Source organism: Brevundimonas sp. Soil_N_31 (assembly GCF_057655995.1).
This window is the reverse complement of record NZ_JBDGLE010000001.1, coordinates 532,327-548,977: the sequence shown is the minus strand read 5'-3', so window position 1 is coordinate 548,977 and position 16,651 is coordinate 532,327. Positions and strand designations below refer to the sequence as shown.

General features: G+C 68.7%; 11 protein-coding genes and 1 pseudogene. 6 read left to right on the top strand and 6 right to left on the bottom strand.

Annotated features, from left to right (window positions below; translation table 11 throughout):
* Window positions 1-8: 8 nt before the first annotated feature.
* The 5 genes and pseudogenes from AC3A3G_RS02635 to AC3A3G_RS02615 form a co-directional block, all read right to left on the bottom strand.
* Window positions 9-1,751 (bottom strand): ATP-binding protein, encoded by a 1,743-nt coding sequence (locus tag AC3A3G_RS02635; protein ID WP_487487469.1) that lies wholly within the window; start codon window positions 1,749-1,751, stop codon window positions 9-11.
* A gap of 565 nt (window positions 1,752-2,316) precedes the next feature.
* Window positions 2,317-2,574: pseudogene (locus AC3A3G_RS02630) on the bottom strand (CHASE2 domain-containing protein); the annotation flags it as partial.
* A 127-nt stretch (window positions 2,575-2,701) separates the two neighbouring features.
* Window positions 2,702-4,063, bottom strand: coding sequence for a FecR family protein (locus tag AC3A3G_RS02625; protein ID WP_487487468.1), 1,362 nt, complete (start codon window positions 4,061-4,063; stop codon window positions 2,702-2,704).
* A gap of 20 nt (window positions 4,064-4,083) precedes the next feature.
* Window positions 4,084-4,794, bottom strand: coding sequence for a response regulator transcription factor (locus AC3A3G_RS02620; RefSeq protein WP_368924080.1), 711 nt, complete (start codon window positions 4,792-4,794; stop codon window positions 4,084-4,086).
* An 83-nt stretch (window positions 4,795-4,877) separates the two neighbouring features.
* Window positions 4,878-5,786 (bottom strand): LysR family transcriptional regulator, encoded by a 909-nt coding sequence (locus AC3A3G_RS02615; RefSeq protein ID WP_487487492.1) that lies wholly within the window; start codon window positions 5,784-5,786, stop codon window positions 4,878-4,880.
* Window positions 5,787-5,890: 104 nt separating this feature from the next.
* On the opposite strand from AC3A3G_RS02615, the gene AC3A3G_RS02610 reads away from it, so the two are divergent.
* Window positions 5,891-7,393: a CoA-acylating methylmalonate-semialdehyde dehydrogenase gene (locus AC3A3G_RS02610; RefSeq protein WP_128116484.1), complete on the top strand. Its 1,503-nt coding sequence runs from the start codon at window positions 5,891-5,893 to the stop codon at window positions 7,391-7,393.
* Window positions 7,394-7,568: 175 nt separating this feature from the next.
* On the opposite strand, the gene AC3A3G_RS02605 is transcribed toward AC3A3G_RS02610, so the two are convergent.
* On the bottom strand, window positions 7,569-8,981 hold the full coding sequence (locus tag AC3A3G_RS02605) for a short-chain fatty acyl-CoA regulator family protein (RefSeq protein ID WP_487487467.1): 1,413 nt from the start codon (window positions 8,979-8,981) through the stop codon (window positions 7,569-7,571).
* Window positions 8,982-9,126: 145 nt separating this feature from the next.
* Here AC3A3G_RS02605 and AC3A3G_RS02600 point away from each other — a divergent pair, with 145 nt between their 5' ends.
* The 5 genes from AC3A3G_RS02600 to mce are packed head-to-tail and all read left to right on the top strand — an operon-like array spanning window position 9,127 to window position 16,603.
* Complete coding sequence (locus AC3A3G_RS02600; protein ID WP_487487466.1) at window positions 9,127-10,662, top strand: acyl-CoA carboxylase subunit beta; 1,536 nt, start codon at window positions 9,127-9,129, stop codon at window positions 10,660-10,662.
* Between the two features lie 9 nt (window positions 10,663-10,671).
* Entirely contained in the window at window positions 10,672-12,648 is a 1,977-nt protein-coding gene (locus tag AC3A3G_RS02595; protein WP_487487465.1) for an acetyl-CoA carboxylase biotin carboxylase subunit, read from the top strand.
* Window positions 12,649-14,028 (top strand): methylmalonyl-CoA mutase family protein, encoded by a 1,380-nt coding sequence (locus AC3A3G_RS02590; protein ID WP_487487464.1) that lies wholly within the window; start codon window positions 12,649-12,651, stop codon window positions 14,026-14,028.
* The gene (gene scpA / locus AC3A3G_RS02585; RefSeq protein ID WP_487487463.1) at window positions 14,025-16,184 is read left to right on the top strand and encodes a methylmalonyl-CoA mutase; all 2,160 of its coding nucleotides are present in this window, start codon (window positions 14,025-14,027) and stop codon (window positions 16,182-16,184) included. Before AC3A3G_RS02590 ends, scpA begins: the two co-directional genes overlap by 4 nt.
* The gene (gene mce / locus AC3A3G_RS02580) at window positions 16,181-16,603 is read left to right on the top strand and encodes a methylmalonyl-CoA epimerase (protein ID WP_487487462.1); all 423 of its coding nucleotides are present in this window, start codon (window positions 16,181-16,183) and stop codon (window positions 16,601-16,603) included. The genes scpA and mce overlap by 4 nt, the downstream gene beginning before the upstream one ends.
* Window positions 16,604-16,651 lie beyond the last annotated feature (48 nt).

Here is a 16,651-nt window from a genome sequence, read left to right as displayed (position 1 = left end):
CTGTAGCTTCATTCCTCTTCCATGAGCCTGGGCAGGGTCAGGGTGAAGGTCGCGCCCGGCGATCCGGGCTGGTGGCGGATGGTTCCGCCGTGGCGTTCGGCGACGGTGCGGACGAAGGCGAGACCCAGACCCGCCCCGCGATGATCGGCGCCGCCGTGGCCGAAGGCCTGGAACAGGCGTCGGGCGGCTTCTTCCGACAGGCCCGGCCCCTGATCGCTGACGCTGAGCACGCAGACTGGACGGCCGTCTTCTTCGGCGCCGGTCAGGCTGACCTGGATGACGCCGCCCGCCGGGCCGTATTTCAGGGCGTTGTCGAGCAGGTTGGTGGTCAGGCGGCGAAGCAGGGCGGGGTCGCCCTGAACCAGGAACTCTTCCTCGCCGTCGGGCGTCAGGATGCGGACGCCCTTCTTCGACGCCTGGGGCCAAAGGATGTCGGCGGCGTCCATGGCGACCTGGCCCAGGTCCAGCAGCTCTGAACGATAGGGCTGGCTCTCGGCGCGGGCCAGTTGGACATAGCCTTCGGCGAGGTCGAGGGTCTGGCGGGCGTAGTCGGCGATGCGGCGCTCGACCATGGGGTTCAGTCGCGGCGCGGGGCCGTCCAGCAGGGTCAGGATCGACACCTGGGGCGCGCGCATGTCGTGGCTAAGCAGTTGCAGGGCCTCGGCGCGCTGGCGCTCGGCGGCGCGGAAACGGGTCATGTCGGCGAAGCGCATGATGTGGCCGACCGGATGGCCTTCGGCGTCGGTCAGCAGGGCGGCGGCGGCCTTCAGGATGCGGCCGTCGGGCGTGGTGATGTCGCCGGGATCGCCCTCGGGATCGAGGAAGCGGCGCCAGGCCGGTTCGCCCAGGGACTGGAACAGCAGGGGCAGGTCGGCGTCGTCCCTCAGTCGGTCGCCGAACAGGGCCTCGGCCCGGTCGTTGGACAGGATGATGCGGGCGTGGGGGTCGGCGACGACGGTGGCGTCGGGCAGGCTTCGCAGGGCGTCGGAGATGAAGCGTTCCAGATCGCGCACCTGGCGCACGGCGGCGCGCAGGGCGTCCACCTGACGGGCCACGACGTCGCCGCCCTGGGCGCGGCCGATCAGGCGCACGCCGTCGCGCTCGAAGGCGTCGACCTCGCTCTGCATATAGGCCGAGGCGGCGGCCAGGCGGCGCCAGCTCCACAGCGGATAGGCCAGGGCCAGGCCGGCCACGGCGGCCGAGGGCGGGAACCACAGGCCGCCCGCCAGGAAGGCGACGGCGACGGCGATCAGAGTCAGCACGATCAGCCCGGCCCCCAGGGCCATGTTGGCGGCCGGGCGCAACACCAGGAAACCGGCGACCAGCAGGCCGAGCGGTAGCAGGGACAGGATCAGCACCCAGATGGGCGACAGGCTGCGCGGGCCGCCGCCCTCGATCAGGGTCTGGAGCAGGGCGGCCTGCACCTCGACGCCGGGGCGCAGTTCGCCGTGCGGCGTGGCCGGCGTGGCGTAACGGTCGCCGAGGCCCGGCGCCGTCGCCCCGACCAGCACCAGCCTGTCCTTCAGGAAGGCGGCGGGCGTCTCGCCGCTGAGCACGTCGGCGAAGGACAGGGTGCGGAAGGCGCCGGGCGGGCCGCGATAGATCAGGGCTTCCGGCGAGGCCGCGAAAAGCTCGTCGCCGCCGTGTGGCGCGGGCGGCGCGGGTGCGGCGCCCTTGGCGGCGGCCAGGGGCAGGATCAGGTGCGGCCAGGTCCGCCCGTCTGCCTGAAGATAGAGGGGCAGGCGGCGCACGGCGCCGTCGTCGTCGACCGTCAGGTTGACGTGGCCCAGGCCCGCCGCCCTCGATCAGGGTCTGGAGCAGGGCGGCCTGCACCTCGACGCCGGGGCGCAGTTCGCCGTGCGGCGTGGCCGGCGTGGCGTAACGGTCGCCGAGGCCCGGCGCCGTCGCCCCGACCAGCACCAGCCTGTCCTTCAGGAAGGCGGCGGGCGTCTCGCCGCTGAGCACGTCGGCGAAGGACAGGGTGCGGAAGGCGCCGGGCGGGCCGCGATAGATCAGGGCTTCCGGCGAGGCCGCGAAAAGCTCGTCGCCGCCGTGTGGCGCGGGCGGCGCGGGTGCGGCGCCCTTGGCGGCGGCCAGGGGCAGGATCAGGTGCGGCCAGGTCCGCCCGTCTGCCTGAAGATAGAGGGGCAGGCGGCGCACGGCGCCGTCGTCGTCGACCGTCAGGTTGACGTGGCCCAGGCCCGCCGCCGTCTCGGTCAGGATCGGCGCAGGGGCGTCCTCGCGAAAGGCGGCGCCGTTCAGGCCGGGGGCGTCCAGCACCACCGGCAGGCGGACCTTGCCGTTGCGGGCCAGGGCGGCGGCCAGGGCGTCGTCCTGCGGGGAGGCTTCGGTGAACAGGACGTCGTAAGCGACAGGCCCCGCGGCCGCCTGGGTCAGGCGGTCGATCAGCCGGGCGTGCAGGTCGCGCGGCCAGGGCCACTGGCCCAGCGCCTCCAGGCTGCGGTCGTCGATGGCGATGATGACGATGTTTTCGTCGGCCGGTCCCGCCTCGGCCCGCATCAGGGCGTCATAGACCAGGTGGTCGGCGCCGTCGGCGACAGGCGTCAGCGCCATCCAGCCGACCAGCAGGGCGGACAGCGTCGCCACCAGCCCCCATTCGACCAGGGCGCGACGGCCGGTCAGGCGGGCGCCGAGCCAGCCTCTCCAGCCGCCTTTCGGCCCTGCGGTCGCGGGCACGGCGCTATCGTCCGATGCGGAGCTGTTGCGGTTCGGACCAGGCTTCCAGCAGACGGCCGAAGCGATGGCGCGCGCCCTGCACCCGCCAGCTGTAGACGCCCGGCGGCAGGTCGCTGAGGGTGAAGGCTTCGTCGGTCAGGCCGGGCTGGTCGACCAGCAGGGGGCCGTCGACGGTTCCGTCTTCGGCCTCGCGCCACAGCTGGAAACGGAAGGTGGCCTCGCCGACGCCCTCGGCCTCCCAGCGGAAGCGGTAGAAGCGGCGGCGGTCGCGCTGGTCCAGAGCCGAAGCCAGGCCGCCGACGCCGTTGCGGGCGCGGATGAAGCTGTAGGTGACAGCCTTGCCCTCCAGCCCCTCGGGCGAGAGTGCGGTCAGGCGCAGGAAGAAGGCGCCTTCCTCCATCTCGCCGAAGACCAGGGGGCCGCCGGGCGCGCTGTCGGCCTCGGCGAAGGCCTCGATCATGCCGGCGTCCTGGGCGACGCGGCCGCGATAGCGTTCGGCGCCGGGCAGGGGCTGGATGTCGAAGGCGACCTGGGCCTGGGTCTGCGGCCCGTCGGGGCGAACCAGGGCGGGCGCGGGCAGCAGGGGCAGCAGGCGCACAGCGCCGGCGGCGGCGCTGACGCCCTGATCGATCTGAGCCACGGCCTCGGCCTGGCCCGAGGCGATGGCGACGGCGCCTTCCAGAACCTCGGTGGTCGAGCGGTCGGCGTCATCGTCGAAGGAGACGCGGAAGTCGGTGCCGCGCACGGCCGAGACCGAGACGGGGGTGCGGATGGCGAAGCCGCCGGGGCGCCGCCGGGGGCTGACGCGCGACTCGGCGCGACCGGCTTCGACCGTCAGGGCGTGGTCGACGGCGCCGTTGATGGCGTAGCGGCGCAGGCGGCTGACGCGCACGCGGCTGTTGGAGGGCACGACCACATGGCCGCCGTCCGACAGGGCCAGACGGACGAAGGCGTTGGCGCCGGTGCTGAGGACGGCGCCTTCGCGCACGGTCTGGCCGGAGGCGGGGGCGGCGGATCGGCCGTCCTGGTTCAGGGTCGCTGCGCCCCGGAAGCCGGCGATGCGCGCCTCGTCAGGATCTGCGCGCAGCAGATCCATCGGCAGGGCCAGGGTGCGGCCGATCGCGAGGCGACGCGGATTGGCGACCCGGTTCTCGCGCTGGACCCGGCGATAGTCGAGCGGCCGGTTCATATAGGCGGTCGCTAGGTCGATCAGGGTGTCGCCGCGCTGGACCACATAGTCGAGCGTCTCGACGGCGGCGGAAGACGCCGTGCGGGGCGCGGGCGGAGCGGCCGAAGTCTGTGCGGCGGCGCTTCCTGCGGCCAGCATCGCCGCAACCGCCAGAGCCGCAGACCAATCCGTCTTCATTCCGCCACCTGCGTCTTCATTCAGGCGTCAGGGCCGGGTTCGGCTGCCGTGACGCGCTCAAGGCGGTATCCGTAGCTGTAAATGGGGGTCAGGCGGAAGCCTCGCTCGGGCCGAAGCTCCAGCTTGTTGCGGATGCGCGAGATGTGCATGTCCAGCGAACGGCTGTTCAGGTCCGGCTCATTGCCCCACACCGTTTCGAGGATGTAGGTCCGCGACAGCGCCCGGTGCAGGTTGCGGAACAGCAGCAGGGCCAGGGCGTATTCCTTGGCCGTCAGGGCCACCGACTGGCCGTCACGGGTCACGGCCCCGGCCGACTCGTGGAAGGACACTCCGTCATAGATCTCGACGCCCGGCGTCGTCGGCTGGGCGTAGGCGCGACGGATCAGGGCGTTGATCCGCGCCGCCAGCACCGGCTTGGACAGGGGCTTGGGCAGGTAGTCGTCGGCCCCGGCGTCCAGGCCTGCGACCACGTCTTCATCCTCGGCGCGGCTGGTGACCAGCAGCATGGGCGGGGCGGGCTTCAGATTGGTGCGCGCCCAGGCCAGCACTTCCAGACCCGAACGGTCCGGCAGGTTCCAGTCGACGATCAGCATGTCGAAGGTGTCTTTGCGCAGGGCGGAGATCAGCGCCTGGCCGCGCGAAAACAGCGTGGCGCGATACCCAGCGTCCTGGACGACCTCGGAGACGAACTCCAACTGGACGGGATCGTCATCTAATATCGCGATCTTCATACGGGTTACGCAGCTCCGGGGAGAACGCTGGAGTCATAGCCCCGGATGCTTGGCTTTAGAGCAATGTAAAATGTAAAATATGGTCACCCCTCGGCGCGTCCTGGCGAGGATGCGGGCAGGGGGGCGAGGCGGCGGGCCTGATCCTGGCACAGGGTTTTGATCCAGCGCCGGACCGTCTTCAGCCGCGCCGTGCCGTGGACCTCGCGGTGGGTGCTGAGCCAGAAACGGCGTTCTATCAGCACTTCGTTCGCTAGAACCCGCGTCAGCCCTTCGGCCAGAAAGCAGGGCAGGACGCCGATGCCGCCGCCCGCCGCCACCATGTCCCGTTGGGCGCGGATGGAAGACGAGGCCAGCCGCGGGCGCAGGTGCGGGCGGATTTCGTCCAGATAATGTAACTCGGACGCATAGATCAGGTCGTCGACGTATCCGACCATATCGACGCGGTTCAGGTCGTCGATGGTGTCGGGCGCGCCGTGACGTTTCAGGTATTCTGGCGCGGCGTAGAGCGCCAGCTGATAGGTGGTCAGCGGCTCGACGATCAGACGCGGCCCAGCGGCGGGGCTGAGGGTGATGGCCATGTCCACCTCGCGGCGGCTGGGCGATAGGAAGCCGGAACTGGCCGCCAGTTCGACGTTCAGTCCCGGGTGCGCCGCCAGCAGGCCGGGCAGGGCGGGGGCCAGCACCGCGCCGCCGAAGCCTTCCGAGGCGCTGATCCGCACGGCGCCCGCGATCAGGTCGGGCTGGGTGACGCGTCCGGCGGCCTCCATCGCGCTTTCGGCGTCCAGCGCCCGCTCCAGCAGCTGGGCGCCGGTGGCCGTCAGGTGCAGTCCGGCGGCCGAGCGCACCAGCAGGGTGGACTTCAGCGCCGTCTCCAGCCGCGCCACGCGCCGCCCGACGGTGGCCGCGTCCACGCCCAGCCGTTGCGCCGCCGTGGCCAGCGACCCGGCGCGGGCGGCGGCCAGAAACACCCTCAGATCATCCCAGTCGAACATATGCAAATATGCACATCATCACCTGCAAGATTGCAATGGGCCTGACCGGCCCGCTCTGCTAGGGCAGGCTCACGAAGAACCATAATCATCGGGAGAGACGTTCAATGCGCGATATTCGCCACTTCATCGACGGTGCGGCTTTTGATGGGGCGTCGGGCCGCTTCGGCGACGTCTTCAACCCCAACACCGGTGAGGTTCAGGCCCGCGTCCAGCTGGCGACGCCGTCGGAACTGGATCGCGCGGTCCAGTCGGCGCAGGCCGCCTTCGAAGGCTGGTCCTCGACCAACCCGCAGCGCCGCGCCCGCGTCATGTTCGAGTTCAAGCGCCTGGTCGAGGCGAACATGAACGAACTGGCCGAACTGCTGTCCAGCGAGCACGGCAAGGTCATCGCCGACTCCAAGGGCGACATCCAGCGCGGTCTGGAAGTGATCGAGTTCGCCTGCGGCATCCCGCACGCCTCGAAGGGCGAATACACCTATGGCGCCGGTCCGGGCATCGACGTCTATTCCATGCGCCAGCCGCTGGGCGTGGTCGCGGGCATCACCCCGTTCAACTTCCCCGGCATGATCCCGATGTGGATGTTCGGCGTGGCCATCGCCGCGGGCAACACCTTCATCCTGAAGCCGTCCGAGCGTGATCCGTCCCTGCCGGTGCGTCTGGGTGAGCTGATGATGGAGGCGGGCGCGCCCAAGGGCGTGCTGAACGTCGTCCACGGCGACAAGGTCGCGGTCGACTCCATCCTTGAACACCCGCTGGTCCACGCCGTCAGCTTCGTCGGCTCGTCGGACATCGCCCACTATGTGTTCCAGAAGGGCGCCGCCCACGGCAAGCGCGTCCAGGCCATGGGCGGCGCCAAGAACCACGGCATCGTCCTGCCCGACGCCGACATGGATCAGGTCATCAAGGATCTGACCGGCGCGGCCTACGGCTCGGCCGGCGAGCGCTGCATGGCCCTGCCGGTCGTGGTGCCGGTCGGTCAGCGCACCGCCGATGAACTGCGCGAGCGTCTGGTCTCGGAAATCCCGAACCTGCGCGTCGGCGTCTCGACCGACGCCGAGGCCCACTACGGCCCGGTCGTCACCCAGACCCACAAGGACAAGGTTCTGGGCTGGATCAACAAGGGCGTGGAAGAAGGCGCCGAACTGGTCGTCGACGGCCGCGAGTTCAGCCTGCAGGGCCACGAGAAGGGCTTCTTCATCGGCCCGTCGCTGTTCGACCACGTCAAGCCCGAGATGGAATCCTACAAGGAAGAGATCTTCGGCCCGGTGCTGCAGATCATGCGCGCCGCCAGCTTCGAGGAGGCGCTGAGCCTGCCGAGCAAGCACCAGTACGGCAACGGCGTCGCCATCTTCACCCAGAACGGCCGCGCGGCCCGCGACTTCGCCGCCCGCGTCAACGTCGGCATGGTCGGCATCAACGTGCCGATCCCGGTGCCGGTAGCCTATCACTCGTTCGGCGGCTGGAAGCGCTCGGCCTTCGGCGACATCAACCAGCACGGCATGGAAGGCGTCCGCTTCTGGACCAAGACGAAGACCGTGACGGCGCGTTGGCCGGACAGCGACCTGGAGCATGCGGACTCGAGCTTCGTCATCCCGACGATGGGCTAACCTTGACCCTCTCCCGATGGGAGAGGGCTTGAACCTCCAAGAGCCGAAGGCGATTGGAACAGGCGAAAGGGTGAGGGTTCCGCAGTCAGCCGTTTTGCGACGGCTTACGCCGACTGAGGCCGGGAACCCTCATCCGCCCCTTCGGGGCGCCTTCTTCCATCGGGAGAAGGAATAATTATGAGAGCGTATAGGGGATCACGCCCCGCTCGTTCTCCGGCACGGCCAGCGTGCGGTCGATCGGCGGAAACGCCCGTTGCGTGCAGTCCGTCCGCTCGCAGATGCGGCAGTTGACGCCCATCCGCGTCGGCGGGCCGTTCAGGTCCAGCCCGTCGGCATAGACCAACTGCTCCGCGTGCTCGATCTCGCACCCCAGCCCCAGCGCATAGCGCCGATCCGGCTCCAGGAATGACCCGCCCGGCTTGGACACGCTCTTGGCGATGCAGACGTAGCGGGCGCCGTCGGGCATTTCCGACAGATTGACCAGGATGCGGTCCGGGGCGCTGAACGCCTCATGCACGTTCCACAGCGGGCAGGCGCCGCCGAAGCGGGCGAACTGGAAGCGCGTCGCGCTGTGCCGTTTGGTGATGTTGCCCGCCATGTCCACCCGCGCGAAGTAGAAGGGCACGCCGCGCCAGCCGGGGCGCTGTAGCGTGCTCAACCGGTGGCAGGCCTGCTCGAAGCTGACGTGAAAGCGGTTGCGCAGGCGGTCCACGTCATGCCGCAACTCCCGAGCCGCCTCCAGAAAGGCGCGATAGGGCAGCAGCAGCGCCCCCGCCGCATAGTTGGCCAGACCGATCCGGCACACGTCGCGCGCGGCGGGAATGTCGAAGGCGGCGCGGTCCAGTTCGTGCTCGATCAGGTCCTCGAACCGTAAGCGAACCAGCTGATGCGCCATCTGGAAGGCGCGGGTGGCGCCCGGCAGGCTGGCGTTGACATAGAGGATGCGCGCGCCCGGATCGAAGCGCCGCATCGCGCCGCGCCCCTGACCGGTGGCGACGCGCACGCCGCACAGGTCGTTGAGGGCGGCTTCAAGCTCGCGCTCAGGATGGACGCCGTCGCCCAGGTTCAGCCGCGCGGCCAGATCCTCCGCCGCCCGGTCGAGGGCGTCGATGTAATTGTCGCGATAGTGGAAGAAGTCGCGCACGGCCTCATAGGGCAGGGCGGGGGCGGCGTCGGCGGCGTGTTCGTCGCGGCCCAGGGTCTCGTTCAGCGTCTTCAGCCGCTCGTCCAGACGGCGATAGTCCTGATGCAGGGCCAGGAACTGCCGCGCCAGCCGGGGCGCGTTCATGGCCGCCTGTTTGAGCTCGCCCGCCGTCGGCGCCTCGGCGTGGCCCGCGACATCGGTGGTCGCCTCGCGCAGGTCGGCGATCAGGCGGGCGTCGCCGTCCAGATCGAACAGGCTGGCGTCCACGTCGAAGGCGCGCGTCAGGGCGATCAGCACCCGCGCCGTGGCCGGGCGCTGGTTCGTCTCGATCTGCGACAGATAGGACGGCGACAGCGCCAGCCGCCCGGCGCACTGCTCCAGCGTCCAGCCGCGCGCCTCGCGCAGCTTACGCACCTTGGTCCCGAGGTAGAGTTTTTCAGCCATGGTTGTTGGGCATTGCAACTTTGCAAAAACGCCTGTCCGCCTTGGCAGGCTTACGCACTTGGACGACTTTTGCAAAGTTGCGATTGCCTTTCTGTGGTGAAGCGGCTTGTTGGACCCTGAACGAAGTCAGGGAGTCGCTCCAACCATGAGCCAGGCCATCCTCGAGGAACTCGAGCGCCGTCGCGCCGCCGCCAAGCTGGGCGGGGGCGAGAAGCGTATCGCCAGCCAGCACGCCAAGGGGAAGCTGACCGCCCGCGAACGCATCGGCGTCCTGCTGGACGAAGGCTCCTTCGAAGAGACCGACATGTTCGTGGAGCATCGCAGCCACGACTTCGGCATGGCCGAGCAGCGCATCCCCGGCGACGGCGTCGTCACCGGGCGCGGTACGATCAACGGCCGTCTGGTCTATGTCTTCTCGAAGGACTTCACGGTGTTCGGCGGCTCGCTGTCGGGCGCCCACGCGGCCAAGATCGTCAAGATCCAGAAGATGGCCCTGACGGCGGGCGCGCCGATCATCGGCCTGTTCGACGCGGGCGGCGCGCGTATCCAGGAAGGGGTGGAGAGCCTGGCCGGCTACGCCGACATCTTCCTGCAGAACACCCTGGCCTCGGGCGTCATCCCGCAGGTCAGCGTCATCATGGGGCCGTGCGCGGGCGGCGACGTCTATTCGCCCGCCATCACCGACTTCATCTTCATGGTGAAGGACACGTCCTACATGTACGTGACCGGCCCGGACGTGGTGAAGACCGTCACCAACGAGGTCGTCAGCCACGAGGATCTGGGCGGCGCCCGCGTCCATGCGGGCAAGTCGGGCGTCGCCGACGGCGCCTTTGAGAACGATCTGGAGGCCCTGTCGGAGGTTCGCCGCCTGATCGGCTTCCTGCCGCTGTCGAACCGCGAGACGCCGCCGGTCCGCGAAACCTATGATGAACCGGATCGCGATGAGGCGTCGCTGGACACTCTGGTCCCGGCCAATCCGAACCAGCCCTATGACATGAAGGAGCTGATCCTGAAGACGGTCGACGAGGCTGACTTCTTCGAGATCGGCGCCGACTTCGCCAAGAACATCATCTGCGGCTTCGGCCGTCTGGACGGCCAGCCGGTCGGCATCGTCGGCAATCAGCCTCAGACTCTGGCGGGCGTGCTGGACATCGACAGCAGCCGCAAGGCCGCGCGCTTCGTGCGCTTCTGCGACGCCTTCCACATCCCGCTGGTGACGTTCGTGGACGTGCCGGGCTTCATGCCAGGCACGAAGCAGGAGTACGGCGCCTTGATCAAGCACGGCGCCAAGCTGCTGTTCGCCTATGCCGAGGCCACCGTGCCCAAGCTGACGGTCATCACGCGCAAGGCCTATGGCGGCGCCTATGACGTCATGAGCTCCAAGCACCTGCGCGGCGACGTCAACTATGCCTGGCCCACCGCCGAGATCGCAGTCATGGGCGCAAAGGGCGCGGTCGAGATCATCTTCCGCAAGGAGGCTGGCGACCCCGAGGCCCTGGCCGCGCGCGAGGCCGAGTACAAGGAGCGCTTCGCTAACCCGTTCGTGGCGGCGGGCCTCGGCTACATCGACGACGTCATCATGCCCCACGGCACCCGCCGTCGCCTGACCAAGGCGCTGAAGACGCTGAAGAACAAGACCCAGGAAAATCCCTGGAAGAAGCACGACAATATCCCGCTGTAAGGCCCAGAAATGTTCGATAAAATTCTGATCGCCAACCGCGGCGAAATTGCTGTTCGCGTCATCAAGACCTGCCGCCGCATGGGCATCAAGACGGTGGTCGTCTACTCCGACGCCGACGCCGGTTCGCTGGCGTGCGAGATGGCGGATGAGACGGTGCACATCGGCCCGTCGCCCGCCGCCCAGTCCTATCTGATCCAGGACAAGATCGTGGACGCCGTGAAGCAGACGGGGGCGCAGGCCGTGCACCCCGGCTTCGGCTTCCTGTCGGAAAACGCCGGGTTTGCGCGGCGTCTGAAGGCCGAGGGCATCGCCTTCATCGGGCCGAACCCCGAGGCGATCGACGCCATGGGCGACAAGATCACGTCCAAGAAGTTCGCGGCCGAGGCGGGCGTCTCGACCGTGCCGGGCCACATGGGTCTGATCGAAACGCCGGACGAGGCGGTGACGATCGCGCGCGAGATCGGCTATCCGGTGATGATCAAGGCCAGCGCCGGGGGTGGCGGCAAGGGCATCCGCGTCGCCCATTCGGACGACGACATGGCCGAGGGCTTCGCCGCCGTGAAGGCCGAGGCGCTGAACGCCTTCGGCGACGACCGCGTCTTCCTCGAGAAGTTCATCGTCGACCCGCGCCACATCGAGATTCAGGTGCTGGGCGACAAGCATGGCAACGTCATCCACCTGTTCGAGCGCGAATGCTCGATCCAGCGCCGCAACCAGAAGGTCATCGAAGAGGCGCCGTCGCCCCTGCTGGACGAGGCCACCCGCGCCGCCATGGGGGCGCAGGCCGTCGCCCTGGCCAAGGCGGTGAACTATGACTCGGCAGGCACGGTCGAGTTCGTCGCCGGTCAGGACAAGAGCTTTTTCTTCCTGGAGATGAACACCCGTCTGCAGGTCGAGCATCCGGTGACGGAGCTGATCACCGGCGTCGATCTGGTCGAGCAGATGATCCGCTCGGCCTGGGGCGAGCAGCTGGCGATCAAGCAGGACGACCTGTCGATCAACGGCTGGGCCATCGAGAGCCGCATCTACGCCGAAGACCCCTATCGCGGCTTCCTGCCGTCGATCGGCCGTCTGGTGCGCTATGAGCAGCCGGAGGAAGGCGATCAGGGGGACTACACCGTCCGCAACGATTCCGGCGTCCGCGAGGGCGACGAGATCAGCATGTTCTACGACCCCATGATCGCCAAACTGTGCGCCTGGGGCGAGACGCGCGAGGACGCCGTGCGAGGCATGGCCCGCGCGCTGGAGGACACGCATCTGGCGGGGCTGGGCCACAATGTGCCCTTCCTGGCGGCGGTCATGGATCAGGAACGCTTCCAGTCCGGCCAGCTTTCGACCAGCTACATCAAGGATGAATTCCCCGACGGCTTCCACGGCCTGACGCCGTCGGCCGAGCAGGTGAAGATCCTGGTCGCCTCGGCCGTTGCCATGAACGAGGTTATCGCCGAACAGGACGGCGACCCCAGCGAGCGCACCGACTGGACCGTGCTGGTCGACAAGACGGCCTATGAGGTCGAGGTCGGCTATGACGAGGCCGAAGACCTGATCGTCGCCATCGATGGAGAGGAAGTTTCCCTGTCCGAGATCGAATGGCGTCCGGGCCTGTCGCTGTTCAAGGCGGTGCTGGACGATGACGCCTTCACCGCCGAGGTGAGGCGCGCCGCCGACGGCTTCGACATTCGCCACCGCGCGGCGCGGGCGCGGGTGCGCGTGCTGCGTCCCGACGTGGCGCATCTCTACGCCCTGCTGCCCGAGAAGCAGGCGGCGGACACCTCCAAGCTGGTGCTGTCGCCGATGCCGGGTCTGGTGGTCGACATCCCTGTGGTCGAGGGGCAGGAGGTCAAGTCCGGCGAGACTGTCGCCATCATCGAGGCCATGAAGATGCAGAACATCCTCAAGGCCGAGCGCGACGGCAAGGTGAAGGCCGTCAAGGCCATGGCCGGCGACCCGGTCGCCGCCGACGATGTGCTGGTGGAGTTCGAGTAAATGACCGAGTTCGCCGTCCCGACCCCGCTGGAGTGGCGCGAAGCCGCCGTAAAGGCGCTAAAGGAGCGTCCGCTGGAGAGCCTCATCCATCTGGATGCGGACCAACTGGCGACGAAGCCGCTGTATGGGACGGCGAATGGGGGCGAGCCTGTATTCGCGCCCCGGCCCTCGGATTCCGAAGGCCGGGCGTGGGACGTGCGGGCGCTGAACGAGGGCGAGGACGCGGACGCCCTGAATCGCGCTGTCCTGACCGATCTGGAGAACGGGGCGGCGTCCGTCCTGATCGCCGGGCCGGTCGCGGCGGACGCTGTGAAGCTGGCGCGCGCGCTGGACGGGGTGGCGCTGGAGCTGGCGCCGGTGGCGCTTGACGCCGGGTTCGACGGCGTGAAGGCGGCGGAGGCCCTGTCGGCGGTCGCCAAGGGTTCGCCCCGCGCCAAGCTGGCCTTCCATCTCGACCCGATCTCGGCCTATGCCGAAGCGGGCGGGGCGCCGGGCGATTTCGCAGGCCTGATGAGCGAGACGGCCAAGGCGGCGGCGACCCACGCCGCCACCTATCCCGAGGCGACGCTGTTCATGGCCTCGGGCCGCGTAGCGCATGAGGCGGGCGGCTCCATCGCGCAGGAGCTGGCCTTCGCTGCGTCGTCAGCTGTGGCCTATGTGAAGGCGGCCGTTGAAGCGGGCCTGTCGGCCGAGGCGGCGCTGAAGGGCGTCGTGCTGGGCGTCGCCGTGGACCAGACCTATTTCGACTCCCTAGCCAAGATCCGCGCCCTGCGTCTGATCTGGGCCAGCGTTTCCAAGGCGTTCGGCGCCGAGGTTCCGGCGATCATCGAGGCGCGCTCGTCGCGGCGGATGCTGTCGGCGCGCGATCCGTGGCCGAACATGCTGCGCCTGACCGCCGCCGGGTTCGCCGGGGCCGTGGGCGGGGCTGACGCGGTGGTGCTGGACGGCTTCACCCGCGCGGCGGGCCTGCCGGACGACTTCGCCAAACGTCAGGCGCGCAACACCCAGCTGATCCTGATGGAGGAGTCCAATCTGGGCCGCGTGGACGATCCGGCCAGCGGCTCCTGGTATCTGGACGCCCGCACCCGCGAACTGGCCGAGGCCGCCTGGGCCGAGTTCCAGATCTATGAGGCCGAAGGCGGCGTCATCGCCTGTCTGGAAGGCGGGGTGATCCAGCCCCGCATCGCCCGCGCCCGTGAGATGGCTGAGAAAGCCTTCAAGGACGGCGCCGCCCAGATTGTCGGCGTCACCAAATTCGTCGACCCGGACGTGCGTTCCGCGCCGGTGACGCCCGCGCCCGCCGCGCCTGCCGCTGTCGGGGCGTTCGAGGCCCTGGCGCCTGTCCGCTTCGCCGCCGCCTTCGAGGAGGCCGCCCAATGAGTTTTCCTGACTTCTCCAAAGTCGCTCTCGACCTCGACGCCACCGGCGCCGGGCCGGACCGCGCGGCCTGGACCACGCCTGAGGGACTGACGGTCGAGACCGCCTATGGGCCGGATGCGCTGGACGGGCTGGACTTCATCCACGGCCTGCCGGGCTTCGCCCCCTTTGTGCGTGGGCCGTATCCGACCATGTATGCGGGCGCGCCGTGGACGATCCGCCAGTATGCGGGCTTCTCGACCGCCGAGGAGTCCAACGCCTTCTATCGCCGCAACCTGGCCGCCGGTCAGAAGGGCCTGTCGGTCGCCTTCGATCTGGCCACCCACCGGGGCTATGACAGCGACCACCCGCGGGTGAAGGGCGACGTCGGCATGGCGGGCGTGGCCATCGACTCCATCCTGGACATGCGGACCCTGTTCGACGGCATTCCGCTGGACCAGATGTCGGTGTCCATGACCATGAACGGGGCGGTGCTGCCGATCCTGGCCCTCTACGTCGTGGCGGGCGAGGAGCAGGGCGTCGACCACGCCAAGCTGACCGGGACCATTCAGAACGACATTCTGAAGGAGTTCATGGTCCGCAACACCTACATCTATCCGCCCGCGCCCTCGATGCGGATCATCGCCGACATCTTCGAGTGGACGGCGAAGGAAACGCCCAAGTTCAACTCCATCTCCATCTCCGGCTATCACATGCAGGAGGCGGGGGCGTCGGCGGACATCGAGCTGGCCTACACCCTGTCGGACGGGATCGAATACCTGCGCGCCGGCAAGGCGGCGGGCATGGAGATCGACCGCTTCGCGCCGCGCCTCAGCTTCTTCTGGGCCATCGGCATGAACTACTTCATGGAGGTGGCCAAGATGCGCGCCGGTCGCCTGTTGTGGGCCGAGGCGGTCAAGCGTGAAGGCGGCGTCAATCCGAAATCGCTCAGCTTGCGGACCCACTGCCAGACCTCGGGCTGGTCGCTGGCGGCGCAGGACGTGTTCAACAATGTGCCCCGCACCATGGTCGAGTGCATGGCGGCTGCCGGCGGTCAGACGCAAAGCCTGCACACCAATGCGCTGGACGAAGCCCTGGCCCTGCCGACCGACTTCTCGGCCCGGATCGCGCGCAATACGCAAATCCTGGCGCAGGCCGAGACCGGGCTGACGCGCGTCATCGACCCGTGGGGCGGCAGCTTCTACGTCGAGCGCCTGACGCAGGAACTGGCGACCAAGGCCCGCGCCCTGATGGAAGAGGTCGAGGCCTACGGGGGCATGGCCAAGGCCATCGAGGCGGGCATTCCCAAGCTGCGGATCGAGGAATCCGCCGCCAAGACGCAGGCCCGCATCGACACCGGCCAGCAGACGGTCGTGGGCGTGAACAAGTATCTGAACCCCGTCGTCGACGACATTCCGATGCTGAAGGTCGACAACGCCGAGGTGCGCACCCGCCAGATCGAAAAGCTGCAACGCCTGAAGGCTGAGCGGGACGAGGCGGCCACGCAAGCCGCGCTCGACGCCCTGACCGAGGGCGCGCGCGGCAGTGAAAACCTGATGGAACTGGCGGTGCGGGCGGCCCGCGCCAAGGCCACCGTCGGTGAAATCTCCGACGCGCTGGAGGCCGCCTTCGGCCGCCACATCGCCACGGTGAAGACGGTCTCGGGCGTCTATGCGAAAGAGGCCGGGAACGATCCCAAGGTCGCTCGCGCTCGCGAAATGGTCGCTGCCTTTGTCGAGAACGACGGCGGCCTGCCGCGCATCCTGATCGCCAAACTGGGGCAGGACGGGCACGACAGGGGCCAGAAGGTGGTCGCCACCGGATACGGCGACATCGGCTTCGACGTGACAGCCGGGGCTCTGTTCCAGACGCCTGCCGAGGCGGCCAAGGATGCGGTCGAGAAGAACGTTCATGCGGTCGGCGCCTCCTCGCTGGCGGCGGGGCACCTGACGCTTGTGCCAGAGCTGAAGGCTGAACTGGCCAAGCTGGGGCGCGAGGACATCATGATCGTGGTCGGCGGCGTCATTCCGCCGTCGGACGTGCAGCCCCTGCTGGATATGGGCGCGGCGGCCGTCTATCCGCCCGGCTCGGTGATCGCCGAGACGGCGGCGGACCTGATCGAAAAGCTGAACCAGCGCCTGGGTTACGCCCAGCCGACGCCTGTGGAGACGAAGAAGTGATCGGCAATCTGAACCACGTCGGCGTCGCCACGCCCTCCATCGCCGAGTCGATCAAGCTGTATCGCGACGTGCTGGGCGCGACGAAGATCGGCGAGCCGTTCGATCTGCCCGCGCAGGGGGTGAAGGTCTGCTTCATCGACACGCCGACGGCCCAGATCGAACTGATCGAGCCGTTCGACGAGACCAGCCCGATCACCGGCTTTCTAGCCAAGAACCCCAAGGGCGGACTGCACCACGTCTGTTTTGAAGTGGCGGACATTCATGCGGCCATCGCTGAAATGCGCGCCAAGGGCGTGACCATCCTGGGCACGGGCGAGCCTCGCATCGGGGCGCACGGGACGCCGGTGGTGTTCCTGCATCCCAAGGAGATGGGCGGGGTCCTGATCGAGCTGATGGAGACGCCGAAAGGCGATCACTAAAAGAAAAAGGCCCGGTCTCGCGACCGGGCCTTTTTCATGATCATGGCT